Raw genomic sequence first — 21,846 nt, 5'->3', positions numbered from 1 at the left:
ATCGCCTGAACAATACCAACCATGGAACGGACGCGCGTGGCGGTCCGATGTGTCGACTGCTCGTTCGAGACGGAGTACGACGGGCTCCCGGCGGCGCGGACCGCGCTCGACGACCACGAGTCGGCGACCGGCCACGAGGTGACGTGGGAGATCGAGTCGCTCGCCGAGGGAGTCTCTCGCGCGGGCGACGACGCCGGCGTCTGCGGCCGCCCCGAGTGCGCCAACGAGGACTCGCCGCTCGTGAATCCCGAGCCGGCTGATCGATAGCGCGACGCGGACGAACGTCGGGCGAGACGGGACGGAGTCACCGACCCTTTTTGTAATTCGCGCCGTCGGTGGTCGCGTATGTCACCACGAAACGGTCCGCTCACCTTCGGCGTGCTCGGGACGGCGGGGATCGCACGGAAAGCGGTGATCCCGGCGATCGCGGCGAGCGACCACGCGGTCGGCGCGGTCGCCTCGCGCGACGGCGACCGGGCGGCGGCGTTCGCCGAGACGCAGTCGATCCCGCGGAGCTACGGCTCCTACGAGGCGCTTCTGACCGACGACGGGATCGACGCCGTCTACGTCCCGCTCCCGAACGGCCTCCACGCCGAGTGGACGACGCGCGCGGCCGACGCCGGGCTCCACGTGCTCTGCGAGAAGCCGCTCGCGGTCGACGCGGCGGAGGCGCGCGAAGCGGTCGAGCACTGCGAGGACCGCGGCGTCACGCTGATGGAGGGGTTCATGTACCGCTACCACCCCCGCACCGAGCGGGTCCTCGAACTGGTCGACCGGGAGCTCGACGACGTGCGCACGGTGAGCTCGACGTTCCGGTTCCCGCTGTACGACCGACCGGGCGACGTGCGCCTCGACCCGGCGCTCGCCGGCGGGTCGCTGATGGACGTCGGCTGTTACCCCGTGTCGCTCGCAAGGACGGTCCTCGGCGAGCCCGACCGGGCGTACGCGCACGCGAACGACACCCGAGACGCCGGCGTCGACACGGAGCTCGCGGGCGTGTTGGAGTACGCGGACGGTCGGTCGGCACAGGTCGCCTCCGGCTTCGACACCCGGCTCGTCCAGCGGTACCGGATCGACGCGACGAACGGCTGGATCGAGGTCGAGCGAGCGTTCGACGCGCCCGACGACGAGCCGGTGGAGCTGACCTACGAGGTCGACGGCCGGCGCGGCGTCGAGACGTTCGACCCGGTGGACCAGTACCGGCTGCAGGTGGAGCACTTCGCCGACCGCGTCGCCGACGGCGCGAACCCGCTGACCGACGGCGCGGAGGCGGTCGCGAACATGCGAGTCATCGACGCGCTCGCCGAGAGCGCCGCCGAGGGCGGCGCGGTCGACGTCTCCTGAACTGAGCTGGCGCGCGCCGACCCGTCTGACGGGCCGCGTCGCTCCGGGCGAGGGTTTATACTCGCCCGGCACCAATAATGTGTATAATGACCAATACCGCTGCCGATACCGAGCCGGACGCCGACGAGGGCGCCCGCCGCCCGACGTCGCTCGACGACGCGGACGCGCTCGACGCCTTCGTCGACGACGCGGACGCCGCGCTGGTCGAGTTCTACACGGACGGGTGCGGCATCTGTGCGAGCATGGAGCCCGTCCTCGGGAACGTCGCCCGCGCGCTCGACGTCGACGTCGCCCTGATAAATCCCCGCGACGATCCCCCGCTCGTCGAGCGGTTCGACGTGCGGAGCGTCCCGCTGTTCGTGCTGTTCGTCGACGGCGAGCCCGTCGCCCGCCGCGCGGAGGGATTCATTCCCGGCGAGGAGCTCGCCGCCTGGGTCCGCGAACGCGTCGAGTGATCGGACGCGGCCCGAGAGGGGCTCGTCGCTAGCGAAGCGTGAGGAACGGAGCGGAACGAAAAATACGTCCGGGTCCCGCGAGTTCCGGGTCGAACCCCGGTGGGTCGGCTCTACAGCCGGCCGACGTTTTCGACGGCGACGGACTCGACGCCGTCAACGTCCGCGAACGCCTCCTCGACCGCCTCGGTGCCGCCCGCGCCGTCGGGGACGATGACGGTCGGTAGGAGGGCGACGAGGCCGAACGCGACGTCGTCGCGCTGGAAGCCGCGGATCTTCGCGCCCTGCGGGAGCGACTCCTCGAGTCGGTCCTGCAGGTCGTCGAGGTCGACTTCGGGGCTGTTCGGCATGACCTTGATCTTGGCGGCGACGTCTCCCATACTAGGGCCCTCGGAAACCGCAGTCGTGGCACTCGTAGAGATTGCTCTGCTTCCGGCACTTCGCGCACCGGTGGATCGTCGCCCCGCAGTCGGGGCAGGAGAACCGCGCGGCGTTCATGCCGGCCACCTGGATACCACAGGAGACACACTGTCGGGTGCCCTGCGTTTCACTCTCGCTCATACACTGAACCACCACCGCGCGACTTTTAACCGTTGTTCTTTGCGGTCGGCGGCGGACCGCGGCTCGAGACGCGATACCGCGGCGCGCGGGTCCGAGCGCTGTCGACGACGGTGCGGGCGATCGACGGGCCACCGTCAACCGACGATCAGCGGGCCGATCAGCACGCCCATCAGGTGGACCCGCCGGGCGCCGACCCGCGGCGGGACGAGTCCGAGCGCGGCGGCGACGGCGAAGACGCCGACGCCGAACGCTCCGGCGAACAGGAACGAGACCACGGCGAGAAGCGCCAGCACGGCGGTCGACAGGCGGGTGTAGTCGGCGTTCCCGACGACGCGGAGATAGGCGTCGCCGAGGAGCAGCGCGAGCGCGAATCCGCAGGCCGCCGCGACGCCCGCGGCGACGAGGAGGACCGGGAGCGCGAACGGGACCGCGGCCCGGTCGATCGCGACCATGACGCCCGTGCGCGGCGTGCCGAGCGCGACGAGTGCGAACAGCGCGAAGATCGTGTTCGCCGTGTTCGCGCCGCTCGTGGCGACGACGAACCCGCGATCGGCCTCCGAGCGGGGCACCGCCGGCAGCGCGGCGACAGCGGCGATGGCGGCCGAGACGCCGGGGACGTAGCCGACCACCGCGCCCGCGAGCGACCCGGCGCCGGCGCTCACGCCGAGGTCGCGGGGAGCCATCGTGATCCGCGCGTCGGCCTGCGGCGGGACGCCCTCGCCGCCGAGCGCGTCGACGAGCACGGGCGCGCCGAACAGCCCGGCGAACAGCGGCGCGAGGACGCCGCCGGCGTCGAGCGGCGCGGCGGGGTCGACGTCGAGGGTCGCGAACCCGAGCGCGGCGCTCGCGAGGAACGCGAGGAGCCCGCCGACCGCGGCCCGCTTCGACGACTCGGTGAACACGAGGAACGCGACGACGCCGGCCAGGAGCAGCGGGAGGTGCGCCCGCACCGTCGGGTAGCCGCGCACCATGGCCCACGTGATCGGCACGGCGAGGGGGACCGCGAGCGCGACCGCGAGCCCGGAGCCGACCGCCGAGAGCCGGATCGCCTCGCGGCCCCGCCCGGCGATCACGAGCCTGTGGCCCGGCAGCGCCGCGACCGCCGTCGCCGCGTCGGGCACGCCGAGCGCGAGCGCGGGGACGATGTCGAGGAAGGAGTGGACCACGCCCGCGCCGAGCATCGCGACGCCGACGAGCAGCGGGTCGGCGGAGACGGCGGGCGCGAACCCCGCGAGCAGCAGCGCGAAGTTGTTCGCGTGGAGGCCCGGGACGAGCCCGCTCAGGGTGCCGAGCGCCACGCCCCCGCAGAGGAACGCGAGCGCGGCGGCCGCGAACGTCGGATCGACGACCGGGCGGACGAGGGCGTCCATCGCGGCGAGGTGGCCGCGGCTTCGGTGATAAACGGTGGGACCGTCGACGGAGCGATCAACGCGGCTCGGGAGAGTCGAAGCGAACGGTCGAGAACTCGAACCCGCTTACGCCTTCTGGGCCGCCTGCGCCTTCTTCTGGGTGACGTAGCCGGCGATCCGGTTGCGGACGCCCTTCGACTCGACGGTGGTGAGGGCGGTGACGCTCTCCTTGTTCGTCTCGAAGTCCGTGTTGAACGAGTCGGGGTACCGCTCAAGCAGGACGTTCCCGAGCTGCTTGATGTACTTGGGTTTGATGGCCATACCGAGCGATACCGCCGGGCCGAACTAAAAGGGTTCGTTCCGCCGCGAGCGGTCGCGAGGCGGTATCACGGCGGTCCGTGGCGCGATCGAACACTCACGCGTCGCCGTCGCGGTCGGCGTCGGCACGCCGCTCGTCCTCGGCGAGCTCCCGCCACCCGGTCGCCTCGTCGATCCGGGCGAACGCCTCGCGCTCGGCCGGTCCGCCGCAGCGGTCGACCACGTCCGCGAAGTACGCCAGCCGGTCGAGCAGTTCGTCCGTGTCGAATCCGGGTACGTCGAGCCGCGAGGCCGCGACCGTCGCGTCGACGACCGCGCCGAACCCGCGGTTGACCGTCGGCACGCGCTCCCGGATCACCGCGCTCTCGACCGGATCGAGCGCCCACGTCCGGATCGTCGTGTCGCCCTCGGTCTCGCGCCCGACCTCTTCGGCGGTCACCTCGACCCAGGCGTCGGCCGTTTCGAGGACGGGCTCGTCGACCTCGCGGACGGTGAGCGCGGCGTCGACGAACGTCCGCGGGTCGGACGTGAACTGGACGACGCCGCCGCCGCGCTCGGCGAAGTTCCGCCACGTCCGGGTTCGGCCGTAGGTCCGCGCGGTCACGGGGTCGGCGGGGTCGTCCGGCGCGTGGAGCCCGAGCGCCGCGACGTTCCACCGGTCGTTCGGGCCGAGCGTCGTCACGACCGACTCGGTGACGCCGCGGAGCGCGATCGGCCAGCCGTCGGCGGTGACGGCGTCGTCGCCCTCCGCCGACGCTCCGCGGTCCCCGTCGGGTCCGTCGTCGGTCACGGCGCCACCTCCGCGCCGCGTCGGAGCGCGACGTACAGCGCCGCGCAGGTGAGGTCCGCCGTCGTCCCGGGGTTGATCCCCTCGTCGACGAACGCCGTCGCCAACCCCTCGGCGGCGTCGAGGTCGGCCCCGTGGACCGCGTCGGCGTCGATACCGCCGACGCCGGCGGCGCCCGAGCCGACACCGTCCGCCCCGTCGAGCAGCGCGGCCGCCCGGGCGCTCGCCTCCCGCGCCGTCTCGGGCCCGTGAACCGCGGCGACCAGCGTGTCGGGCTCGGCCGCGAGGAGCCCGAGGAAGGCGCGCGCGGCTCGATCGGTCAGCGGCCCCTCGTCCGTCCGGATCCACTCGGCGGCGCGGAACGTCCGCGGGAACCCCTCGACCCACTCCCGCGCGTTGCGGTCGGGAACGCGGTCCGGGTCGTCGGGATCGGCCGAGATGGCCAGCACGTCGCGTAGGGTCAACCCCCGCTCGCGGAGCGTCGGCGCCGCGTCGCTCCCGCGGCGCACGTCCAAGTCGGTCGCGTCCGCGGGCGGGTCAGCGACCGCGACGTCGACGCGCTCGAACGCGCGGTAGAACGCGACCGCGTCGGCGACGGTCGTGTCGCGGGTCACGCGGTCGACGGCGTCGGGGGAGGGAGCCGGCGCGGAGCGGCCCGCGGACGCGTCCCCGCCCGCGACGGTCGCGCGAAGCAGCGGGACGAGCAGCAGCAGACAGCCGAACTGGGTGTTCGTCCCCGCCCGGTCGGCCATCCCCGCCACCGCGCGCTCGAAGGCGTCGCCGACGGGAGCCGCCTCGTCGGCCGCCAGTTCCAGCCCCGCGCGGGCGCCGACCGCCCCGCCGAGGAACGACTCGAATCGGAGGTCGCCCAGGTCCCGCCGGCGGTCGACGTTGCCGGGCTTGGGCGTGCCGGCGACCTCGAGCAGGAGCGCGAGGGTCGCGTCGTCGACCGGGTCGGTGTCGGCGGTCACGGCGACGCCTCCCGGCGGGGGGTCGCCTCCTCCCCCGGTAGCTCCCCGTCTCGCCACGCGCGCACCGCCTCGGCGACGCGCGCGAGTTCCGCCGGGCGTTCCGTCGGCCGCCCGACGCTGACGGCGTCGGCCCCGTGCGCGGCGTACTCGGCGACCGTCCGCCGGCCCCGGACGCCGTTGTTGGCGATCACGGTGAGGTCGGCGCGGGGCGGTCCTCCGTCGTCCGCGGTGAGGTCACCGACGACGCCCTCCGAGTCCATCGCGTCGACGTGGAGCCACTCCGCTCCCGCCTCGGCGACCGCGTCTGCGACGGCGACGAGGTCGACGCCGGGGACCTCCGCGCGGGCCTTCACGCTCGTCGCCGCGCCGGTCTCGGCCGCGGCGGCGACGTACTCGGCGAGCCGGTCGGGCTCGCGCAGGAGGGACTCGCCGCAGCCGACCGCGCGCAGCTCCGGCTGCCGGCAGTGGGCGTTGACCTCGCAGACCGCGTCGCGCGCGGCGCAGACCGCCGCCGCCTCGCGCACCGGGTCGACGGTCGCGCTCCGGAGGTTGACGCCCGGACGGACCGGCGCGTCGGCGAGCGCGGCGAACTGCCGGTCGACCCAGGCGAGCGGGTCGTCGGGGAGGAACTCGGAGCGCCCGCGGGCGACGAGGTCGCGCGCGGCCGCCCGGCTCGCCGGGTCGAGGGCGATCCCGCCGAGCATCGCCGCGTCGACGTGCGGGGCCGCGGCGCGCGCCCAGTCGGCGTCGGCCGCGCCGCTGAGGCTCGCGGCGACGAGGAACGGGAGGCGGTCCTCGTCTCCGTCCGCCGTCACTCCGCCACCTCCGCGTCGGTCGCCGACGCGTCCGTCGCCGCCGCCAGCGCGCGCTCGCAGGCCCGGGCGACCCGCTCGGCGTCGTCGGCGTCGTCGATCCGGGTGTCGGTGCGCTCGACGTGGCGCTCGGGGAGCTCGGTCGGGTCCGCGGCGTCGAGGACGAACGCGTCCGCGAACGGGTACGCCGCGGCGACGCCCGCGGTCGACGGGTCGCGGCCGACGCCGGCCATCAGGTCGGCCGCCGGGCCGGAGAACACCTCGTCGCCGACGAACGGCGAGACCGCGACGACCGGGACCTCCGACAGCGCCGCCTCGAAGCCGGGGAGCGCGAGCATCGGGCCGACGCTCGTCACGGGGTTCGACGGGCCGATCACGACGGGATCGGCGAGCGCGTCCAGCACGGCGTCGGTCGGTTCGGCGTCGTCCGCCCCCCTGAACTCCACGTCGGCGACCGCGGGCTCGCCGCGGCGCGCGACCCAGTACTCCTGGAAGTGGATCGTCTCGCCGGCCGTGGTGTGTATCAGCGTCGAGACCGGGTCGTCGGACATCGGGAGGAGGTCGACGTCGAGGCCGAAGGCGTCGGCGAGCGTCCGGATCGCCTCGGTGAGCGTGCGCCCCTCGTCGAGCAGGCTCGTGCGCGTGACGTGGACCGCGCGGTCGCGGTCGCCGATCTCCATGAACTCGCCGACGCCGGAGAAGCGCCGCCAGCGGGCGATCTCGCGGCCCGCCGTCTGCGCCTCGGCGTCGAGGTAGCGCGGGGCCGCGCCGAGGCCGAGCTCGTCGGCGAGCCGTCGGAGCTCCGCGTGCGTCTCGGTGGTGTCGTCCGCGATCCCCCACCACGTCTCGCGGTCGAGGACGCCGCCGCCGGCGAACAGCACCGTGTCGACGTCGGGGCACACGAGGTGGCCGCCGAGCTCGACGTCGTCGCCCGTGTTGGCGACGACCGCAACCTCCGCGGGGTCCCACACGCGGGTCGCCCCGTCGAGGAGCTTCGGCGTCCCCGTGCCGCCGGCGAGGAACGTGACCATACCGGCGCAAGGCGGCGGGCGGATTTGTATCCTCGCCTCCGCGGGCGACGACGCGGATCGGCGTCGGGGGCACCCCTCGGGAGGTGATGGACCACAGAGGCCTCGCTGAACTCGCCGTCCCCGTCGGTTAGATAATCGATAACCCAGCGATGAGGACGACGGAGGCTCGATACGACTCACCGGACGCGCGTCGGCGATCTCCGCGCGATCGGCGTTCAAACTTAACCGGTTGTTTGTGCTTTAGTAGCCTATTTAATATGTATCTGCGTACACCTATCCGAGAACGATGCACCTGCTACGGACCGTCTACCCGTTCTCTCTGGCGGGTGCAAACGTCGCTATGGGTTGGCTTCTCTACCGGCTGTCCGAACCGATTCTCGGAGTCTTACTCGTCGTAATCGGGGTCTTCGTCATACTCACCTCGATAGGGAGCGCCGTCAGCCAGCATCGACCCGTACAGGGAGAATCCACGTGACGTTCTTCCCGAAGCCGTCGCGCTATCCTCCCTGAGCCGTCGCGCTGTCCTCCCTGAGCCGTCGCGTTGACCCATACTCCCGTATTCATCGCGATCCCGATCAGCGACTACTCGCGAGCGACGCTCGTCTGCATCCCGTCCGTGTTGAACGCGCTCCCGGCTCCGTCGTCGTCGAGGACGATGACGCCGGCGCCCGACCCGGTAATCTCATCGAACTCCTCGATCGCCCGGTCGGCCGCCGCCTGCGCGCCCACGCCCTCGTCGAGGAAGTCGACGGCGCGCCGCGAGAGCGTGACGCGCGCGATGTCCTCGCCGGCCCCCGTCGCGCTCGCGCCGCCGGCCTCGGTGCAGAAGAAGCCGGAGCCGACCTGCGGCACGTCGCCGACCCGCCCCGCGAGCGCGAACGACCGGCCGCCGGTGGAGGTCGCCGCCGCGAACGTCTCGCCGTCCGAGGCCACGGCGCCGACCGTGTCGTGGTCGGGGGCGCGACCCGATTCGTCGTCTGCCCTCTCGCCCCCCGACTCCCCGCCGGCCTGATCGCTCCCGGACCCGAACCGCGTCGCGAGCCAGTCGAGGTGCTCGCGGGGGCCGCCCCGGGGCGGGTCCTCCGCCTCGTAGCGCTCGCGCGTCTCGTCGGTGAGCAGGTCGACGCCCGTCTCGACGCCGAATTCCTCTGCGAGCTCGACGGCGTGCTCGCCCGAGACGAAGACGTGCGGCGTCTCGGTGTGAACGACGCGGGCGACGCTCGCGGCGTGCTCGACGCCCGGCATCGAGCAGGCCGCACCGATCTCCCGGTCCGAGGTCATCACGCCGGCGTCGGTGCGGACGACGCCGTCGGACTGGACCGCGCCGCCGACGCCGGCGTTGAACCGGGGGCTCGACTCGAGGGGCGCGAGCGCCGCCTCGACCGCGTCGATCGGCGTGCGGGCGTCGGCGCCGCGCTCGGCCGCCTCGTTGAGGACCGCTTGTCTGGGCGCCGGAGAGTCGGGGACGCCGCCCGCGCCGCCGTGGACGACGACGCGCATCGAGGGTCGCTGTGGCATATCCGGGGGTTTCCCGGCGGCCGGATAAGCGTCCGGGAACCGGCGGGCGGCGACGCCGAGCGAGGGGCGGGGCCCTCCGACCCGCCCGCCGCCGCAAGACCTATTCCCGCTCCTCGGAGAGTCGCCACCACCGTGGACGACCGCCGAGGACGCGCCGCCGACGATCCCTCCGAGGATCCCGAGTCCGGCCCCGTCGGAGAGTCGACCGGCCGGGTTCCGCTCCGGCGCCGCCTCCGAACCGCGGTCCGGGCCCGCGTCGGGATCGATCCGCGCGCTCTGGCGGCGTTCCGGGTCGCGCTCGGCGTCGTCCTCCTCGTCGACCTCGCGCTGCGCGCCCGGAACCTGACGACTTTTTATACCGACGCGGGGGTGCTCCCGCGCTCGGCGCTCGCGGAGGCGTCCCCCCTCGCCGCCCGGCTCTCGCTGCACGCGCTCTCCGGCGCGACGTGGTCCGTCGCGGGCCTGTTCCTCGTCGCCGGGGTCGCCGCCGCCGCGCTCGCGGTCGGCCACCGGACCCGGCTCGCGGCCGGGGTCTCGCTGCTCCTGCTCGCGTCGCTGCAGGCGCGGAACCCGTTCGTGCTCAACGCGGGCGACAAGCTGCTCGTCCACCTGCTCGCGGCCGGGCTGTTCTGCCCGCTCGGCGCGCGCTGGTCGGTCGACGCCGCCCGCGGGCGAGCGTCGCTCGGAGAGCGCGTCCGAGCGGCCCGCGGAGACCGCTTCGCCGGCCCGGCGTCGGCGCTCCTGTTGGCCGTCGTCGTGGTGGTCTACGTCGCCAACGCGGTCGAGAAGCTCCGGGGGACGGCGTGGACCGGCGGCGAGGCGGTCGGACAGGTGTTCCGGCTCACGTATCTCCACGGTCCGCTCGGAGGGGTGCTGCCCGAGGCGCCGGCGCTGCTCGCGGCCGCCACCTACGGTTGGCTCGCGCTGCTCGTCGCGTCGCCGCTGCTCGTCGCGTCCGCCGGGCGGGTCCGGGCCGCGCTCGCGGGGACCCTGCTCGCCGCGCACCTCTCGATGGCGCTCACGCTCCAGCTCGGCGTCTTCCCGCTGATATCCGCGGCCGCCCTGCTCCCCTTCTTCCCGCCGTTCGTCTGGGACCGCGTCGAGGGAGGCATCGGCCCGCCGAGCGAACGACTCCGTGGGTCCGTGGAGTCGACGCTCGGTGGCTCGAACGGCGTCAGGTACGGAAACGGCGGGCGTGACGTCGGCGGCTTACCGGACCGAAGGACCCGCGAACGCGCCCTCGTCGCCGTCGCCGCCGTCCTCCTCGCCTCGCTGCTCGCGTGGAACGGCATGGCGGCCGGGCTCGTCGACGCGCCCGAACCCGTGGCGGCGACCGCGGACCCGGCGGAACACGGCTGGGACATGTTCGCGCCGGACCCGAGCTCGATCGACGCGCGCTTCCTCGCGACGGCGACGACCGCCGACGGCGACCGGATCGACGCGCTGTACGGCGACCCCGTCGTGACCGACCGGCCCCCGTCCGACGCGCGGGCGTATCCCACCGCCCGCTGGCGGAAGTACCTCACCCTGCTGGCGGACGACGAGGCGCCCGCTCGCGTCGACGCGCTGCTCGCGCACCTCTGCGACCGCTCGGCGGGGTTCGCGGGCGAGGAGATCGAGTCGGTGAGCGCCTCGGCGGTCGAGGTCGACGTGACGGAGAGCGGCGAGACGCGGGTCCGGGAGCTCGGAACGCGGGAGTGTCGGGCGGGGTGAATGTCGGAGCGCGAGGGCGACGACCGGACCGAACGGACGATCGACTGGCCACTTATGCGTCCGCCGCCCGAATCGGTCGGCGTGACAGAGAGCGACCGGACCCGCCCGCCGACGTCGGTGCTTCTCCCGACGGTGCGCTGGACCGAGGCGTGTTCGGAGGTGGCCGCCCAGCTCGGCGAGGGAGACGAGCTGCTGGTGATCTGCGACGCCGCCGACGACCCGGTGGCGGAGCGTCGGGACGGGAGCGGCGGAGGAGAGAGTGAGGGTCTGGTCGGCGGGGAGGCCGACGATCTCCCCGAGGGAGTCAGCGTCGTCGTCGCGGGGGAACCGGAGGGCTGTTCCGGAAAGGCGAACGCGATCGCTGCCGGGATGGAGACCGCCGAACACGATCGGATCGTCTGGACCGACGACGACTTCCGACACCCGCCGGGATGGCTCGCGGAACTCACCGCCGACTACGACCGACGGGGACCGACGACGGAGGTCCCCGTGTTCGTCGGGGCCGACCCGCTCGGGCGGTTCTTCGAGCCGGCGTACGTCATCGGCGGGACGCTACCGGTCTCCCGCGGCGGGATCGCGTGGGGCGGCGCGGTCGTGTTCGAACGGGACGACCTCGACGAGGACGCCCTCCTCGCCGACCTCCGCCGGACCGTCAGCGACGACGGGACGCTCGCGCAGCACCTCGACGTGAGCGCCGCCGACCGCATCCGAACCGTCGCGGCGGGCGGGTCGCCGCGGGAGTCGCTGGAGCGGTTCGTCCGCTTCTTCCAGATCACGCGACACCACGCGCCGGCGGCGACCGCGTTCAACGTCGCCCTCTCGGTCGGCCTCTCCGCGCTGTGCCTGCTCGCGCCGGTCGCGGGCGTGACCCTCGTCACGGCGCTGGCGGGCGCGGCGTACGCGCGGTTCGGGATCCGGCGGGCGACGTTCCTGCTCGCCGCCCCGTCCGTGATCGCCTCGCCGTTCTTCCTCGCGTACGCGCTCGCGCGGCGGACGTTCGTCTGGGGCGGTCGGCGCTACCGGTGGCGGTCGCTGTACGAGGTCGAGGTCGAGCCGGCCTGAGACCGGAACCGGCAAAGCCTGCGAGCGCGGCGCTCACGCCGAAAGCGGCAGGCACTTTAAGCCGCCTGCAGAATCCACGAACGTTCATGAGCTACGATAAGGTCGACGTCCCCGACGACGGCGAGGCGATCACGCTCGCCGACGAGGACACCGGCGAGCTGAGCGTCCCGTCCAACCCCATCATCCCGATCATCCACGGCGACGGGATCGGCACCGACGTCGGGCCGGCCGCACAGCAGGTCCTCGACGCGGCCGCGGAGGCCACCGGACGCTCCATCGCCTGGATGCGCGTCTACGCCGGCGCCAGCGCCCGTGAGATGTACGACGAAAACCTCCCCGACGACACCGTCTCGGCCATCCGCACCCACCGCGTCGCGATCAAAGGCCCGCTGACCACCCCCGTCGGCGCCGGCTTCCGCTCGCTCAACGTCGCGCTCCGCAAGACCCTCGATCTGTACGCCAACGTCCGCCCCACCTACTACATCGACGGCGTCCCCTCGCCCGTCAAGAGCCCCGAGAAGATGGACATGGTCACCTTCCGGGAGAACACCGAGGACGTCTACGCCGGCATCGAGTGGGAGGCCGGCACCGACGAGTCCGAACAGGTACGCGAGTTCGTCGAAGACGACATGGGCGTCACCGACATCATCCACGACGGCCCCGTCGGCATCGGCGTCAAGCCCGTCTCCGAATTCGGCTCGAAACGCCTCATCCGCGAGGCGGTCGACTACGCGCTCGCGAACGACCGCGACTCCGTCACCCTCGTCCACAAAGGGAACATCATGAAGTTCACCGAGGGCGCCTTCCGCGACTGGGGCTACGAGGTCGCCGAAGAGGAGTACGGCGACGACGTCATCACCGAGGACCACCTCTGGGAAGAACACGACGGCGAACAGCCCGACGGCACCCTCGTCGTCAAGGACCGCATCGCCGACAACATGCTCCAGCAGCTGCTGACCCGCACGGACGACTACTCCGTCATCGCGACGATGAACCTCAACGGCGACTACATGTCCGACGCCGCCGGCGCCCAAATCGGCGGCCTCGGCATCGCCCCCGGCATCAACCGCGGCCACGGCCGCTGTCTCGCCGAACCCGTCCATGGCTCCGCACCCAAATACGCCGGCGAAGACAAGGTGAACCCCACCGCGATGATCCTCTCCGGCCGCGAGATGCTCGACTACCTCGGCTGGTCCGACGCCGCCGACCTCGTCCGCGACGCCGTCGAAGAGACCATCTCCTCCGGGAAAGTCACCTACGACCTCCACCGCCAGATCGAAGGCGGCGAGAAACTCGCCACCAGCGAGTTCGCCGACGCCGTCGTCGAAAACATCGAAAAACTGTCGTAGACAGTTTTTCGAGCGCTCGGAAATCTTCGATTTCCGAGAACATCGAACGGCTCGCCTAGGCGAGCCGTCCGAATTCTCAACGAAATATCGAAGCGGGATCCCGACGTCATCAGGGACTGTTTCCCACCCAGACAACGCAGGAATCGGAGATCTCTCGGATTCGATGTCAGGCCTCTTTCTTGAAGTAGCTTTTTAACTTCGTCTCGTCACTCAATAACGTATGGTACGTAAATACGACCCATCTGAGATACCGTCGGTGTACAATCTCGCCGATGCTCCTGTCGCGAAGGAAGGACCCGGATTCGAGCAGGTCGTCTTCCGAGGCGTCGACCAGATGGTCGGCATGACGACGATCGGGCCCGAACGGGAAGACAAGCCGCAACACAGTCACCCGTGGGAGCAGACAACGATCGTTATCGAGGGAGAAGTCGACTTCCTCGTTGACGGGGAACGAATCTCGCTCAGCACCCACGAGGCGGTGGAGATCCCACCGGACGTCCCGCACGCATCTCGCGCTGTCTCCGAGGAACCAGCGCGCCTACTGGCGTTCTGGCCCCTTCGGGAGGACCGCCTCGACGCGACCGACTATCAGACAGAGTTCAATGTCTAGCCGAATTACGATCGAACGAGTGCGACGAAACGGTGGGAACATATGGATCTAATGGGGAGGACCGCGCTCGTCACCGGATCGAGTCGAAATATCGGTCGGGCGACGGCGGTTCGGCTCGCAGAGGCCGGAGCCGATGTGGGAGTCACGGCCCGGACCGACGAGGAGGGATGCGAGGAAACGGCCCGTCGCGTTCGAGAGGCCGGTAGCGAGACCGCGGTCGCACTCGGCGACATCGGTGATCCGGACGACGTCGAGTCGGTGGTCGAGAAAATCCGCGATCGGCTCGGCCCGATCGACGTGCTCGTGAACAACGCGACTTACCGTCCGTCAAAGCCGTTCCTCGACGTGGAGACCGAAGACATCGATCGCGTGCTCGACGTGAACTTTAGGGGCGTATTCCAGACGACACAGGCGGTCGTCCCGGACATGAAGGCTCGGGGCGGCGGCTCGGTCGTGAACCTGATCGGTGCGATGGTGTATCTCGGCAGCCACGGACACGCTCACTCGTACGGGTCGAAGCTGGGGATCGAGGGGCAGATACGGCAGCTGGCAACCGAGCTGGGTTCAGATGGGATCCGCGTCAACGGCGTCTCGCCCGGTCTCATCGACGTGAACCGGGCCCGGACCGACGAGTGGGAGCAGATCGAGCGAGAGGTACTCCGTTCGACCCCGCTCGGACGGCTCGGCGAGGCCGAAGAGGTCGCTGACGCGTGCTGCTTCCTCGCGTCGGATGCCGCATCGTTCGTGACCGGACAAGTGCTGCACGTCAACGGCGGAACGTATCCGACGCCGACGCTGGTTCCCAAGGAGTAACCACTTGCAGGTAGATCGCGTCTTGCGATCGCTGCGGGGCCGACGATGAGCTGCGAATACTCACCGCCCGACTACAAGAGACGAGAACTCCACCCGCCGTCAACGGGGAGCACTGATCCAGTAATGTACGACGCGGCCGGTGAGGAGACGAAGGCGACCGCCTTGCCGAACTCTTCGGTTGTACCCATCTCCGGAAGAGGGAGCTCCTCGACGCGGAGTTCTCGCACCGACGCCTCCGTTAGCCCCTCGCGCTCGGCCCGCGCAGCGATTTTCGACTCGATCCGGTCGGAGAGCACACCACGGGGGGCGACGCAGTTCGATCGGACCCCGTTTTCTCCCTCCTCATTAGCGAGGGCCTTCGAGATCCCGTAAATACCCGGCCGGAACACGTTTCCGAGAGTACCGTGTGGCGTCGGCTCTGCCGCAGAGGCGGCGACGAGGTGTGTGATCGCACCGCCGCCGTCGCGGAGCGCGGGTAGAGCAGCCTTACATTGAATCACTGTGCTCCGGAGCACGTCGTTGTACCCCTCGTCAAACGCCTCCAAAGAGGTCTCCGCGAAAGAGGCGTTATTCGGACCACCGTGGTTTGTGACCAGTACATCGAGCCCGCCGTACTCTTTCGCTGCTGCCGCGATGCCGGATTCGATCTCGTTGCGGTCGGCAAGGTCCATCTCGACGGTGAACACCGCGTGCTCCTCCCGGTCAGTTTCGTCGAGTATCGTCTCGCGAGCACGAGCGAGGTTGTCCGCGCTGCGGGACGTAATCGTGACGTTCGCTCCCTCCGTAGCGAACTGGACGGCCGCCCCCAGTCCGAGCCCTTTGCTTGCCGCGGCTACGAACACCGACGCTCCGTCAAGTTCCAAGTCCATGCATTGATGTTTCATGGAAAGAAGGTAACAATGCCGCTCACGGCGAGATCCGTGACACGCTCAGAGAACATGCGATACGCGTGTCGGTTAGCGGGCCTCGTCGGACCACCGATTGTCGCCGTCACAAATAAACCACTATTGACGCGCTTCTTTCACCCGTTCTCGGATGTCAGCGACAAACGGATCGAACTGAGGGTTCCCGTCCTCACGGATCCACCGATACGTGACGATCCCGTCCGAGTCAATTACGAAGACGCTTCGCTGGGCAGATTCGATCGACCCGTACATGTCCTCGTAGACGACATCGTACAGGCGGATGACCTCGTGGTCCCAGTCCGAGAGCATCGGAATATCAAACCCCTCCTGTGCTATCCAGACGTTTTGAGCAAACGGAAGGTCAACGCTAACGCCGTATACCGAGGCGTCGAGCGCCTCGAAAGTACCTAATTCACTCCCGAATGTACACATCTCCTCAGTACAGCCACTAGTGAACGCACCTGGAACGAATGCGAGCACAATCGGTCCGTCTCCGATCGCCTCTGATAAAGTGAATTCAGAGACGTGATCGTAGCTGTCTCCACCGGCCAGCGGGAGAGTGAAGTCGGGCGCGGGGTCACCTTCGGAAACCATGATACACTGTAGTATGGAGAATGACGTAACGTTGGCGGGTTTCTGTCGGGACACGGAAACATGCGGCGTGTGAGTAGGAAAACAATTAGGAGCAGCATCGGATCCGGATTTTATCTACGATCTTTTCGTTTGGAAATTACTGCGTTGTTGAGTCCGGTGACGGCGTCAGAGTCACTGTTTGAGAGCCCACAAGTGAAGTGTTACATCCTTTCACCGGGGAAATCAGTTGCCAGTCGGATCACTCACCGCCGTTGGACTGGGTCGTGTTAACTTAAGTATCGGTTCCAGCGGACGGGGTCCTGTTAAGTTAAGCATCGGTTCCAGCGGAGGACGAAGGCTCGAAGCGATGATTCTGCCGCGGCCGGCTCCGCATTTCTAAACGTGTTTGAAAACAAATATTTTCGTCGTTTTGCTTCTTTAAATATATGTTCGACGGCATTCCGAGTCCATAACGAGTGATTTAAAATCGAAGCGAAGTCCGTGAGAGTGATGCTGTGAGATGTCCGCCGGCATCAACGAGAAACGACGCATCGTCGACGTGATATTTCTCTCTGAGATCGGGGAGAAACACCGGCGTAAATTGTTGATTTTGAACTGGAGATAGTCAACGTGAAAGAATTCGTTTGGGTGGGGATCGACGGCGGCATACAGCCGGAATCTGTCTGAGTCGATCTGAATCGCAGTCTCATCGACCGCAACGCGATTCGGGCTCGCACCGTCAGCTGGCTGTAGGTCGGCCTCTTGAATCCAGTTGTGAATTGCTGTTCGACTCCGATCGACATCGGACTTCTCAAGATACTATTTTGTATTTGAGAATGATAATTTAGCGAGATAGAACTGAATACCCGTTTCAATGATCTCGTTGGGTGTCCGCTCTCGCTCCACAAACTCCGAGGCTATCCATTCAGTACAGCAAGTGATGCGGTTGGGTTCAGACATAGAGCATTCGAAACACCGACCGCCTCGTTCTCAACGTAACATCCCTCTTCCGGCTACCGTGGAGGTTTTTTAGTGCAACGGCCGGAGCGCTGACGATTCGGGACGGCGACGCGAATCGGGATCGGGACCCGAGATCCGTGATCGAGGGCGAAAAGCCCGCGGTGCGCCGCCGAGCCGAATATAAACGGTACCACGAGAGTGGGAGTAACGCTCCCTGTGCGGGCGTGCGTGGATACGGACGGGTTCCGACATGAGCGTGTCAGACCGCTCCCGGAAGACTCGTGAACCGGCCGGTCAACCTCGACCGGAAACGCGCTGGCGGACCGTCCGCGACGGGCTCGTCGGCGGCACCGTCTCCGCCGCCCTGTCGTTTCTGCCGCTGTCTGAGGTTCTCGCGGCGCTGCTCGCCGACCTCGCGGGAGCGGTCGCGGGGCTCGTCGCCTTCCTCCCGTACCTCCTCGGCCGGCTCCTCTGATCGGCGGTGGGAGTCCCGTTCATCCCTCGGATCACGGATGCGAGCGTCACGACCAGTCTCGTCGTCGGCGACGACTCTGCGATCGATCGGTGAATATTTCGCGGGACCGCGTTTCGCTGGACGCGAGCGTTCAGATCACCGAGAAGACGGGGGACCGGTCTCACCGACCCGCTCGCGACGGCGACGCCGACCGCGCCGACCACCGGGAGTAATGACGCGGGCGGCCGAAGGGCGACGCGAATGTCGTTCGACCCCGACCGCGTCCGGACGGTGACGTTCGACTCGTACAGCACCCTCGTCGACGTGGAGGCGGCGGAGACCGCGCTTGCCGACCGCGTGGCCGACCCCGAGCCGGTGTCCCGGCTCTGGCGGTCGCGGTCGCTGGCGTACACGTTCGTCGCGAACGCGATCGACGCCTACCAGCCGTTCTACGAGGTGAACCGAGACGCGCTGACGTACGCTTTGGAGGCGCACGGCGTTGACCTCCCGGCGGCCGAGCGCGACGAGATCCTCGCGGTGTACCACGAGCTCGAGGTGTTCGACGACGTCCGCTCGGGCATCGAGCGCCTCCGCGAGGGGGGATACGAGCCGTACGTGCTCTCGAACGGGAACCCGGCGATGCTCGAGTCGATGGTCGAACACGCCGGGATCGAGGACCTCGTCGCAGACACGATAAGCGCCGACGAGGTGGAGACGTTCAAGCCGGCCGCGGCGCTGTACCGCCACGGCGCCGCCCGGACCGGGACGCCGATCGACGAGATCGTCCACGTCACCGCCGGCTGGTTCGACGTGATGGGCGCCGCCCACGCGGGGATGCAGGCGGTCCGCCTCGACCGGAAGGGGACCCCGTGGGAGCCGTTCGACGGCGACCCGGACCGCACGGTCGAGTCGATCCACGAGGTGGCGGACGCGCTGGGGGTCTGAGCCCCGATGCCCGAGCGCGACGCGGACCCGGGAGAACGGCCCCACCCACCGACAGACGCGCTCCCGGACCTCTCGGGGAAGGTTGCCGTCGTCACGGGCGGCGGCCGCGGGATCGGGGAGGCCATCGCGCTCGGGCTGGCGGCCGCCGGCGCGACGGTCGTCCCCGCGGCGCGGACGGAGGAGGAGGTCGAGGCGGTCGCCGCGGCGGCGCGTGATCTGGGCGTCGAGGCGCGCGGGGTCACCGCCGACGTGACGGACGACGCCGACGTCGAGGCGCTCGTCGACGAGACGGTCGCGGCGTTCGGCTCGCTGGACGTGCTCGTCAACAACGCGGGGTTCAACCCCGACGACGCGCTCGGCGATCCCGCCGACATCGACGCCGCCGCGGTCGACGACGTGCTCGACGTGAACCTGCGGGGGGCGTTCCGGACGCTCCGGGCCGCGGGCCCGCACCTGCAGGAGTCGGACGGAAGCGTCGTCAACGTCGCCAGCGTCGCGGGGGAGGTCGGCCTGCCGAAACAACACCCGTACGTCGCCTCGAAGCACGGGCTCGTCGGGCTCACGAAGAGCGCGGCGATCGACTGGGCGCCCGAGGTCCGGGTGAACGCGGTCGCGCCGGGCTACGTCGCGACCGATCTCACCGAAACGCTCCAGGAGAACGAACGGCTCCGGGAGTCGATCCTCGACCGGACCCCGCTGGACCGGTTCGCCGACCCGATGGAGGTCGCCGGACCGGTCGTCTTCCTCGCCAGCGACGCCGCGAGCTTCGTCACCGGCGAGACGCTGGCGGCCGACGGCGGCTGGACGGCGCGGTGAGGGGACCGGTCGAGCGCGGCGTCGCGACGGCGCATCGTCACGTGGTCGCCGGCCGAGCGGAGCCTCACGCCGACGTCGGCCGGCCGTCGAGCGCGACGTCGAGCGGGTCCTCGATCTCGCCGACGACCGCCTCCAGCGCGTCCGTCGCCGTGATCAGTCCGACGATCGTCCCGTCGTCGACGACGAGCGCGAGCTCCTGGTTGGCGTCCTGAAACCGGTCGACGGCGTCGCTGATGTGCACCTCGGACCCGAGAGTCATCGGCGGGGCGGCCACGTCTTCGAAGTCGACCGTCCCGCCGCGGAGCGCGTCGATTCCGTCGACGACGGACGGGACGTAGACGATTCCGCGGAACTCGTCCGGGTCGGCCGGGTCGTCGCCGACCAGCGGGAACCGGGTGTGCGGGCTGCCGCCGATCCGGTCGAGGTTCTCCGCCACGCTCGCCGTCGTCGAGAGGAAGACGACCGCCTCGCGGGGCGTCATCACCTCGCCGACCGCGGTGTCGCCGATCGTGAGGGCGTTGAGGACCTCCTCGCGACGCTCGGCGGTGAGGTCGCTGCGGGAGAGCAGCGAGCCGAGCCGGTTCCGCAGCTCTGCGCGCGACTCGACCCGGTCGGTCTCGGTCTCGAGCCACGCCCCCGTCATCTCGACGCCGAAGCGGCGGAGCGTCCACTTGGCGACCGCGTCGCCGATGACGATGACCGGGTACAGCAGTTTCGCGAACCAGTAGAGCGGCGTCGCGCCGTACCGGGCGACGAACTTCGTGCGCTCGACGCCGAGGTACGTGGGGGTCTGCTCGCCGTGCGTGAGGTGGAGCAGGTTGATGATCACGAACCCGACCACCGCGCCGGCGCCGACCGACGCGAGCGCCGTGTTCGCGAACAGCGGCTCGATGAGCGACGCGAGCGCCGGCTCCGCGACGATCCCGACCGCGATGCTCGTCGCCGAGATCCCCACCTGACAGCTCGTGAGGTAGATCTCGAGGTCGTGCGTCATCTCCCACGCCCGCCGGAGTCCCGGCGCGTCGAACTCCGACTCCGGGAACTGGCGCACTCGGGTCAGGGCGAACTCGATCGCGACGAAGAACCCGTTCGCGAGAATAAGCAGCATCCCGGCGGTCAGACGGAGGGCGACCTCGAACCCGTACATACGAAAGGGTGGCCGCGTCGGCGTGATATAGGTGGCTACGATCCCCGCGCGGTCGGAGCGAGAGCCACGTCTCTTAATCAGAGTTTCGGCGCCGGTAGTGGGCTCGGGCGGGTTCGAACCGAAATCGGACGTGCTCGCTCACTCCGTTCGCTGCGCGCGACCGATAGGATTCGAACCGCGCCCTCGAACACGCATACCGCCGTCGCTCGCGATCTGCTCGCGACGGCGAGAAATGGGCTCGGGCGGGTTCGAACCGCCGATCTCAGCCTTGTAAAGGCCGCGTCATAACCAGCTAGACCACGAGCCCTCACGGGTTTCAACCCGCCCGGAGCGGAAAACGGTTTCTTTCTCCGACGCGAGGATCGACCGTGAATCGCCGCCTCGTCGGGGTCGCCGCCGGCCTCGCGCTGATCACCCTCGTCGCGATCGCCGTCGCGGCGACGAACCCCGCCCTCCTGATCACCGGCTACGAGACGACGACCGTGGAAGCCGTCGACGGCGAGACCGGCGAGTCGCTCGCGACCGTCGAGGCCCGCGTCGCCGACGGTCTCGTGAAACAGTACGTGGGGCTCTCGGCGACCGAGAAACTCGACGAGGGCGAGGGGATGCTGTTCGTCCACGAGGACGCCGCCGAGCGCGCCTACGTGATGCGGGAGATGGCGTTCGCGCTCGACATCGTCTTCGTCGCTCCGAACGGGACGATCACGGCGATCCGCGAGGCGGAGCCGGAGTCGCGCCCCTACACCCGACACCGCGGCACGGGGCGGTACGTCCTCGAAGTGCCGCGCGGGTGGAGCGACCGCCACGGCGTCGAGCCGGGCGACCGGATCGTCGTCGACGTGGAGTGAGAGACGTCGCCCGAACGCGTCGGCCGAGCGCGACGAAACCGATTTCCCCCTCGCAGTCGTCGACCCGATCATGACCGGGCTCCCCGCACGGATCGCGTGGAACCTCCGCCACCGCTGGCGGCGGGTGTTCGCGCTCCTCGTGGTGGGCGGCGGCGTCGCCGCCCCGTTCGTCACCGGGCTCTGGTGGACCCTCCCGCTGGTCTGGTTCTTCGGGCTGTTCGTCGCGCTCCCCGTGCTCCACACCCTGACGCGGCCCGTCCCCGACCGCGACGCCGGCGACGAGCGGAGCGACGCCGACCCCGCGCTGGAGGCCCTCCGGGAGCGCTACGCGCGCGGCGAGATCGACGAGCTGGAGTTCGAGCGGAAGCTCGACCGCCTGCTGGAGACCGAGAACGCCGAGACCGCCGACCGGACGGGCGACGACGTCGCCGACCGGGTCCGCGAGGGGATCCGGCGCGAGGTCGAACGGGTCCGAGAGTGACCGACGTGCGACTCCCGCCGCGAGCGC

Annotated in this window: 25 protein-coding genes, 1 tRNA gene and 1 pseudogene; 13 read left to right on the top strand and 14 right to left on the bottom strand. The window is 69.9% G+C overall.

Features of this window, described 5'->3' with window-relative positions; all coding sequences use genetic code 11:
• The first annotated feature begins 21 nt into the window (after positions 1-21).
• The 3 genes from B4V04_RS09950 to B4V04_RS09940 all read left to right on the top strand — a co-directional run bounded on the left by B4V04_RS09950 (position 22) and on the right by B4V04_RS09940 (position 1,799).
• On the top strand, positions 22-267 hold the full coding sequence (locus B4V04_RS09950; RefSeq protein WP_144798103.1) for a DUF7542 family protein: 246 nt from the start codon (positions 22-24) through the stop codon (positions 265-267).
• A 78-nt stretch (positions 268-345) separates the two neighbouring features.
• Entirely contained in the window at positions 346-1,344 is a 999-nt protein-coding gene (locus tag B4V04_RS09945) for a Gfo/Idh/MocA family protein (RefSeq protein ID WP_498231264.1), read from the top strand.
• A gap of 86 nt (positions 1,345-1,430) precedes the next feature.
• Positions 1,431-1,799, top strand: a complete 369-nt coding sequence (locus B4V04_RS09940) for a thioredoxin family protein (RefSeq protein ID WP_498231262.1) — start codon at positions 1,431-1,433, stop codon at positions 1,797-1,799.
• A 110-nt stretch (positions 1,800-1,909) separates the two neighbouring features.
• Here the strand turns inward: B4V04_RS09940 and B4V04_RS09935 are convergent, their stop codons facing one another.
• The 9 genes from B4V04_RS09935 to B4V04_RS09895 form a co-directional block, all read right to left on the bottom strand.
• On the bottom strand, positions 1,910-2,176 hold the full coding sequence (locus B4V04_RS09935) for an elongation factor 1-beta (RefSeq protein WP_092565372.1): 267 nt from the start codon (positions 2,174-2,176) through the stop codon (positions 1,910-1,912).
• A 1-nt stretch (position 2,177) separates the two neighbouring features.
• The gene (locus tag B4V04_RS09930) at positions 2,178-2,357 is read right to left on the bottom strand and encodes an HVO_2753 family zinc finger protein (protein ID WP_092565370.1); all 180 of its coding nucleotides are present in this window, start codon (positions 2,355-2,357) and stop codon (positions 2,178-2,180) included.
• A gap of 134 nt (positions 2,358-2,491) precedes the next feature.
• Positions 2,492-3,727: a tripartite tricarboxylate transporter permease gene (locus B4V04_RS09925; RefSeq protein WP_498231261.1), complete on the bottom strand. Its 1,236-nt coding sequence runs from the start codon at positions 3,725-3,727 to the stop codon at positions 2,492-2,494.
• Positions 3,728-3,832: 105 nt separating this feature from the next.
• On the bottom strand, positions 3,833-4,027 hold the full coding sequence (locus B4V04_RS09920) for a 30S ribosomal protein S17e (RefSeq protein ID WP_008007028.1): 195 nt from the start codon (positions 4,025-4,027) through the stop codon (positions 3,833-3,835).
• 94 nt (positions 4,028-4,121) lie between these two features.
• Positions 4,122-4,814: a DUF447 domain-containing protein gene (locus B4V04_RS09915; protein WP_498231260.1), complete on the bottom strand. Its 693-nt coding sequence runs from the start codon at positions 4,812-4,814 to the stop codon at positions 4,122-4,124.
• On the bottom strand, positions 4,811-5,782 hold the full coding sequence (locus B4V04_RS09910; RefSeq protein ID WP_498231258.1) for a triphosphoribosyl-dephospho-CoA synthase: 972 nt from the start codon (positions 5,780-5,782) through the stop codon (positions 4,811-4,813). Before B4V04_RS09910 ends, B4V04_RS09915 begins: the two co-directional genes overlap by 4 nt.
• Positions 5,779-6,597, bottom strand: coding sequence for a beta/alpha barrel domain-containing protein (locus B4V04_RS09905; RefSeq protein WP_498231256.1), 819 nt, complete (start codon positions 6,595-6,597; stop codon positions 5,779-5,781). Before B4V04_RS09905 ends, B4V04_RS09910 begins: the two co-directional genes overlap by 4 nt.
• Entirely contained in the window at positions 6,594-7,625 is a 1,032-nt protein-coding gene (cofD, locus tag B4V04_RS09900) for a 2-phospho-L-lactate transferase (RefSeq protein ID WP_498231255.1), read from the bottom strand. Before cofD ends, B4V04_RS09905 begins: the two co-directional genes overlap by 4 nt.
• Before the next feature lie 582 nt (positions 7,626-8,207).
• Positions 8,208-9,125, bottom strand: coding sequence for an isoaspartyl peptidase/L-asparaginase (locus B4V04_RS09895; protein ID WP_498232453.1), 918 nt, complete (start codon positions 9,123-9,125; stop codon positions 8,208-8,210).
• A gap of 150 nt (positions 9,126-9,275) precedes the next feature.
• Between B4V04_RS09895 and B4V04_RS09890 the strand changes: the two genes are divergently transcribed.
• The 5 genes from B4V04_RS09890 to B4V04_RS09870 all read left to right on the top strand — a co-directional run bounded on the left by B4V04_RS09890 (position 9,276) and on the right by B4V04_RS09870 (position 14,690).
• Complete coding sequence (locus B4V04_RS09890; RefSeq protein ID WP_498231253.1) at positions 9,276-10,856, top strand: HTTM domain-containing protein; 1,581 nt, start codon at positions 9,276-9,278, stop codon at positions 10,854-10,856.
• A gap of 54 nt (positions 10,857-10,910) precedes the next feature.
• A complete protein-coding gene (locus tag B4V04_RS09885) occupies positions 10,911-11,918 on the top strand; it encodes a glycosyltransferase family 2 protein (RefSeq protein WP_498232452.1) in 1,008 nt (335 codons plus the stop codon).
• A gap of 86 nt (positions 11,919-12,004) precedes the next feature.
• Complete coding sequence (gene icd, locus B4V04_RS09880) at positions 12,005-13,267, top strand: isocitrate dehydrogenase (NADP(+)) (protein WP_498231251.1); 1,263 nt, start codon at positions 12,005-12,007, stop codon at positions 13,265-13,267.
• A 220-nt stretch (positions 13,268-13,487) separates the two neighbouring features.
• A complete protein-coding gene (locus B4V04_RS09875) occupies positions 13,488-13,877 on the top strand; it encodes a cupin domain-containing protein (protein ID WP_498231249.1) in 390 nt (129 codons plus the stop codon).
• Between the two features lie 42 nt (positions 13,878-13,919).
• Entirely contained in the window at positions 13,920-14,690 is a 771-nt protein-coding gene (locus B4V04_RS09870) for an SDR family NAD(P)-dependent oxidoreductase (protein WP_498231247.1), read from the top strand.
• 71 nt (positions 14,691-14,761) lie between these two features.
• Here the strand turns inward: B4V04_RS09870 and B4V04_RS09865 are convergent, their stop codons facing one another.
• From B4V04_RS09865 to B4V04_RS09855, 3 genes and pseudogenes are all read right to left on the bottom strand, one after another.
• On the bottom strand, positions 14,762-15,559 hold the full coding sequence (locus tag B4V04_RS09865; RefSeq protein ID WP_498231245.1) for an SDR family oxidoreductase: 798 nt from the start codon (positions 15,557-15,559) through the stop codon (positions 14,762-14,764).
• Between the two features lie 135 nt (positions 15,560-15,694).
• On the bottom strand, positions 15,695-16,189 hold the full coding sequence (locus B4V04_RS09860; protein WP_498232451.1) for a redoxin domain-containing protein: 495 nt from the start codon (positions 16,187-16,189) through the stop codon (positions 15,695-15,697).
• 302 nt (positions 16,190-16,491) lie between these two features.
• Positions 16,492-17,128: pseudogene (locus tag B4V04_RS09855) on the bottom strand (IS6 family transposase).
• A 250-nt stretch (positions 17,129-17,378) separates the two neighbouring features.
• On the opposite strand from B4V04_RS09855, the gene B4V04_RS09850 reads away from it, so the two are divergent.
• The 3 genes from B4V04_RS09850 to B4V04_RS09840 all read left to right on the top strand — a co-directional run bounded on the left by B4V04_RS09850 (position 17,379) and on the right by B4V04_RS09840 (position 19,343).
• Entirely contained in the window at positions 17,379-17,603 is a 225-nt protein-coding gene (locus B4V04_RS09850) for a hypothetical protein (protein WP_498231244.1), read from the top strand.
• Between the two features lie 240 nt (positions 17,604-17,843).
• A complete protein-coding gene (locus B4V04_RS09845; protein ID WP_498231242.1) occupies positions 17,844-18,527 on the top strand; it encodes a haloacid dehalogenase type II in 684 nt (227 codons plus the stop codon).
• Between the two features lie 6 nt (positions 18,528-18,533).
• Positions 18,534-19,343 (top strand): SDR family NAD(P)-dependent oxidoreductase, encoded by an 810-nt coding sequence (locus tag B4V04_RS09840; protein WP_498231240.1) that lies wholly within the window; start codon positions 18,534-18,536, stop codon positions 19,341-19,343.
• Positions 19,344-19,407: 64 nt separating this feature from the next.
• On the opposite strand, the gene B4V04_RS09835 is transcribed toward B4V04_RS09840, so the two are convergent.
• Together B4V04_RS09835 and B4V04_RS09830 are read right to left on the bottom strand one after the other, a co-directional pair.
• On the bottom strand, positions 19,408-20,490 hold the full coding sequence (locus B4V04_RS09835; protein WP_498231238.1) for a CNNM domain-containing protein: 1,083 nt from the start codon (positions 20,488-20,490) through the stop codon (positions 19,408-19,410).
• Between the two features lie 233 nt (positions 20,491-20,723).
• A tRNA-Val gene (locus B4V04_RS09830) sits at positions 20,724-20,797 on the bottom strand.
• Positions 20,798-20,858: 61 nt separating this feature from the next.
• Between B4V04_RS09830 and B4V04_RS09825 the strand changes: the two genes are divergently transcribed.
• Together B4V04_RS09825 and B4V04_RS09820 are read left to right on the top strand one after the other, a co-directional pair.
• Positions 20,859-21,338: a DUF192 domain-containing protein gene (locus B4V04_RS09825; RefSeq protein WP_498231236.1), complete on the top strand. Its 480-nt coding sequence runs from the start codon at positions 20,859-20,861 to the stop codon at positions 21,336-21,338.
• Between the two features lie 70 nt (positions 21,339-21,408).
• The gene (locus B4V04_RS09820; protein ID WP_498231235.1) at positions 21,409-21,819 is read left to right on the top strand and encodes an SHOCT domain-containing protein; all 411 of its coding nucleotides are present in this window, start codon (positions 21,409-21,411) and stop codon (positions 21,817-21,819) included.
• Positions 21,820-21,846: the final 27 nt, after the last annotated feature.

This window comes from Halorubrum sp. B52 (assembly GCF_059752555.1).
This window is presented reverse-complemented; position numbering and strand designations above follow the sequence as displayed.

What these genes read in the sequence shown, in the direction of transcription:
- B4V04_RS09950 (WP_144798103.1), top strand. Translation starts at nt 22, where the DNA reads ATGGAACGGACGCGCGTGGCGGTCCGATGTGTCGACTGCTCGTTCGAG.
- B4V04_RS09945 (WP_498231264.1), top strand. Translation starts at nt 346, where the DNA reads ATGTCACCACGAAACGGTCCGCTCACCTTCGGCGTGCTCGGGACGGCG.
- B4V04_RS09940 (WP_498231262.1), top strand. Translation starts at nt 1,431, where the DNA reads ATGACCAATACCGCTGCCGATACCGAGCCGGACGCCGACGAGGGCGCC.
- B4V04_RS09935 (WP_092565372.1), bottom strand. Translation starts at nt 2,176, where the DNA reads ATGGGAGACGTCGCCGCCAAGATCAAGGTCATGCCGAACAGCCCCGAA.
- B4V04_RS09930 (WP_092565370.1), bottom strand. Translation starts at nt 2,357, where the DNA reads ATGAGCGAGAGTGAAACGCAGGGCACCCGACAGTGTGTCTCCTGTGGT.
- B4V04_RS09925 (WP_498231261.1), bottom strand. Translation starts at nt 3,727, where the DNA reads ATGGACGCCCTCGTCCGCCCGGTCGTCGATCCGACGTTCGCGGCCGCC.
- B4V04_RS09920 (WP_008007028.1), bottom strand. Translation starts at nt 4,027, where the DNA reads ATGGCCATCAAACCCAAGTACATCAAGCAGCTCGGGAACGTCCTGCTT.
- cofD (WP_498231255.1), bottom strand. Translation starts at nt 7,625, where the DNA reads ATGGTCACGTTCCTCGCCGGCGGCACGGGGACGCCGAAGCTCCTCGAC.
- B4V04_RS09895 (WP_498232453.1), bottom strand. Translation starts at nt 9,125, where the DNA reads ATGCGCGTCGTCGTCCACGGCGGCGCGGGCGGCGTCCCCGACTCTCCG.
- B4V04_RS09885 (WP_498232452.1), top strand. Translation starts at nt 10,911, where the DNA reads ATGCGTCCGCCGCCCGAATCGGTCGGCGTGACAGAGAGCGACCGGACC.
- icd (WP_498231251.1), top strand. Translation starts at nt 12,005, where the DNA reads ATGAGCTACGATAAGGTCGACGTCCCCGACGACGGCGAGGCGATCACG.
- B4V04_RS09875 (WP_498231249.1), top strand. Translation starts at nt 13,488, where the DNA reads ATGGTACGTAAATACGACCCATCTGAGATACCGTCGGTGTACAATCTC.
- B4V04_RS09870 (WP_498231247.1), top strand. Translation starts at nt 13,920, where the DNA reads ATGGATCTAATGGGGAGGACCGCGCTCGTCACCGGATCGAGTCGAAAT.
- B4V04_RS09865 (WP_498231245.1), bottom strand. Translation starts at nt 15,559, where the DNA reads ATGGACTTGGAACTTGACGGAGCGTCGGTGTTCGTAGCCGCGGCAAGC.
- B4V04_RS09860 (WP_498232451.1), bottom strand. Translation starts at nt 16,189, where the DNA reads ATGGTTTCCGAAGGTGACCCCGCGCCCGACTTCACTCTCCCGCTGGCC.
- B4V04_RS09850 (WP_498231244.1), top strand. Translation starts at nt 17,379, where the DNA reads ATGAGCGTGTCAGACCGCTCCCGGAAGACTCGTGAACCGGCCGGTCAA.
- B4V04_RS09845 (WP_498231242.1), top strand. Translation starts at nt 17,844, where the DNA reads ATGTCGTTCGACCCCGACCGCGTCCGGACGGTGACGTTCGACTCGTAC.
- B4V04_RS09840 (WP_498231240.1), top strand. Translation starts at nt 18,534, where the DNA reads ATGCCCGAGCGCGACGCGGACCCGGGAGAACGGCCCCACCCACCGACA.
- B4V04_RS09835 (WP_498231238.1), bottom strand. Translation starts at nt 20,490, where the DNA reads ATGTACGGGTTCGAGGTCGCCCTCCGTCTGACCGCCGGGATGCTGCTT.
- B4V04_RS09820 (WP_498231235.1), top strand. Translation starts at nt 21,409, where the DNA reads ATGACCGGGCTCCCCGCACGGATCGCGTGGAACCTCCGCCACCGCTGG.